The following is a 2372-nucleotide window of genomic DNA, read 5'->3' as shown; positions in this document are numbered from 1 at the left end:
GCCCAAACCCTGGCAACCGCCGGTGATAATGATTACTTTGTCGTTGAGTTGCATGCGCATGCCCCGATGCCGGTCTGAGTGGTTTTTATTATTGGCGCCGCTCGATCTGTACCGGCCGTGGCCGGTTGCACATGAGCATAGCCCGATGGCGTGACCGGGACTTATCTCCGGGCGCCTGTCCGTTTTTTCGACGGATTATATATAAGGAGTCATAAATTGAGCGTTGAAGCGGCCAAGAATGCCCGAGAATTGCTTCTCAAGGAATACCGTGGCGTATTGTCCACCCACTCCAAATCAATGCCCGGTTTCCCGTTCGGCTCCGTGGTTCCCTATTGCCTGGATGAACAGGGTCGCCCGCTGATCCTGATCAGCCGCATCGCCCAGCACACCCACAACCTGCAAAAAGACCCGAAATGCTCGTTGTTGGTGGGCGAGCGTGAGGCCGACGACGTGCAGGCCGTCGGTCGCCTGACCTATCTGGCCGAGGCGCAAAAGCTCGAAGAGCCAGCCGCCATCGAAGCCGCCGCCGAGCGTTACTACCGCTATTTCCCCGATTCGCAGAACTACCACAAGGCCCACGATTTCGACTTCTGGGTGCTTAATCCTGTGCGTCATCGCTACATTGGCGGTTTCGGCGCGATCCACTGGGTCGAGCAACTGACCCTGGCCAACCCCTTCGCCGGCAAGGCTGAAATCAGCATGGTCGAGCACATGAACAGCGATCACGCCAAGGCCATCGCCCACTACGTGGAACTCGCCGGCCTGCCGCAGACGGCGCCGGCGCAACTGGCCGGGATCGACAGCGAAGGCATGCACTTGCGCATCGGTCAGGCGCTGCACTGGTTGCCGTTTCAAGCGCCTTGTCACACGCCGATACAAGTGCGCGAGGCCTTGGTTTCTCTGGCTCACGCCGAGGTCTGGCCAAAAAATGCTGAGGCCGATGCTTGAATTCACGAAAGGGCGACGTCATCTAAGGCTTACTGCAAGGCATTTCTTGCGTTGAGGAATCTTTGATGCGCCCTTTTTTGTTGCTCTTTCTGCTGTTTCCGGTGCTGGAGCTGTTCGTATTCGTCAAAGTGGCAGGGGCTATCGGGTTTTTCCCGGCCCTGCTGCTGATCATTCTTGGCTCGATGTTCGGCGTGTTCGTGCTGCGTATCGCCGGTCTGGCCACCGCCCTGCGTGCCCGTGAAAGCCTGAACCGCGGCGAACTGCCTGCGCAAACCATGCTTGAAGGCCTGATGCTCGCCCTGGCCGGTGGCCTGTTGATCCTGCCGGGCTTCATCAGCGACGTGGTCGGTCTGGTGATGCTGCTGCCGTTCACCCGTCGTCTGCTGGCGAACAAAATGCGTCAACGCGCCGAAGACCAAGCCATGCGCCAGCGTGCCTTTGCCGATGACCTGCAACCCCGTGGCGGGCCTGCTCCACGCGAACCGCTGGGGCGTGAGCCGAATGTCATCGAAGGCGAGTACGAACACCGCGACAGCAAGTAACGTCTGCATCGACACGGCACCTTCGGGTGCCGTGTTCGTTTATGGGGTCTGATCGTGAAAAAAATTCTGACCTCGCCCTTGTAATAACCTTATGCGCCCTTATGTATCGGTCACCGAAAGGTTTCCGGCATTGAGTCGGACAGACTTCCGCGGTTCGCTCGACGAATCGCAACCGGCGCAGGCCGGATTTGTTAAACCCGCCGGGACTACACCGGCCGATGAAAACCACAATTAGGAGAGATCGACAATGAAGCTTCGTCCTCTGCATGACCGCGTCGTTATCCGTCGCAGCGAAGAAGAAAAGAAAACCGCTGGCGGTATCGTCCTGCCAGGTTCGGCTGCTGAAAAAGCCAACCACGGTGTGATTGTCGCTGCAGGCCCAGGCAAGACTCTGGAAAACGGTGAAGTGCGTGCGCTGGCCGTTAAAGTCGGTGACAAGGTTGTGTTCGGTCCTTACTCCGGCAGCAACACTGTGAAAGTCGACGGCGAAGACCTGCTGGTAATGGCTGAGAACGAGATTCTCGCTGTACTGGAAGGCTGATTTCCCCGCTCATTTTCCCGCTACTACAAAGTATTTAAGGAATATCGATCATGGCTGCTAAAGAAGTTAAATTCGGCGATGCCGCCCGCTCCAAGATGCTCAAAGGCGTCAACGTTCTGGCTGACGCGGTAAAAGCGACCCTGGGCCCGAAAGGCCGTAACGTGATCCTCGAGAAGAGCTTCGGCGCTCCGACCATCACCAAGGACGGCGTTTCCGTCGCCAAGGAAATCGAGCTCGAAGATCGCTTCGAAAACATGGGCGCGCAGCTGGTCAAAGACGTTGCCTCCCGTGCCAACGATGACGCCGGTGACGGTACTACCACCGCTACCGTTCTGGCTCAG

The 2372-nt window shown here is 57.8% G+C and carries 4 protein-coding genes; all 4 read left to right on the top strand.

What is annotated here, in order from left to right:
* The first annotated feature begins 216 nt into the window (after positions 1–216).
* On the top strand, positions 217–948 hold the full coding sequence (locus tag DBR24_RS26710) for a HugZ family protein (RefSeq protein ID WP_128616212.1): 732 nt from the start codon (positions 217–219) through the stop codon (positions 946–948).
* A 65-nt stretch (positions 949–1013) separates the two neighbouring features.
* On the top strand, positions 1014–1490 hold the full coding sequence (locus tag DBR24_RS26705) for an FxsA family protein (RefSeq protein WP_123466262.1): 477 nt from the start codon (positions 1014–1016) through the stop codon (positions 1488–1490).
* A gap of 247 nt (positions 1491–1737) precedes the next feature.
* Entirely contained in the window at positions 1738–2031 is a 294-nt protein-coding gene (locus DBR24_RS26700) for a co-chaperone GroES (protein ID WP_003227685.1), read from the top strand.
* A gap of 50 nt (positions 2032–2081) precedes the next feature.
* Positions 2082–2372, top strand: a 291-nt coding sequence (locus DBR24_RS33995; RefSeq protein ID WP_305889147.1) for a TCP-1/cpn60 chaperonin family protein, incomplete at its 3' end; no start/stop codon positions are given.

It is taken from the genome of Pseudomonas sp. HMWF006 (assembly GCF_003061205.1).
Taxonomy (GTDB): Bacteria; Pseudomonadota; Gammaproteobacteria; order Pseudomonadales; family Pseudomonadaceae; genus Aquipseudomonas; species Aquipseudomonas monsensis.
This window is presented reverse-complemented; position numbering and strand designations above follow the sequence as displayed.

What these genes read in the sequence shown, in the direction of transcription:
- DBR24_RS26705 (WP_123466262.1), top strand. Translation starts at nt 1,014, where the DNA reads ATGCGCCCTTTTTTGTTGCTCTTTCTGCTGTTTCCGGTGCTGGAGCTG.
- DBR24_RS26700 (WP_003227685.1), top strand. Translation starts at nt 1,738, where the DNA reads ATGAAGCTTCGTCCTCTGCATGACCGCGTCGTTATCCGTCGCAGCGAA.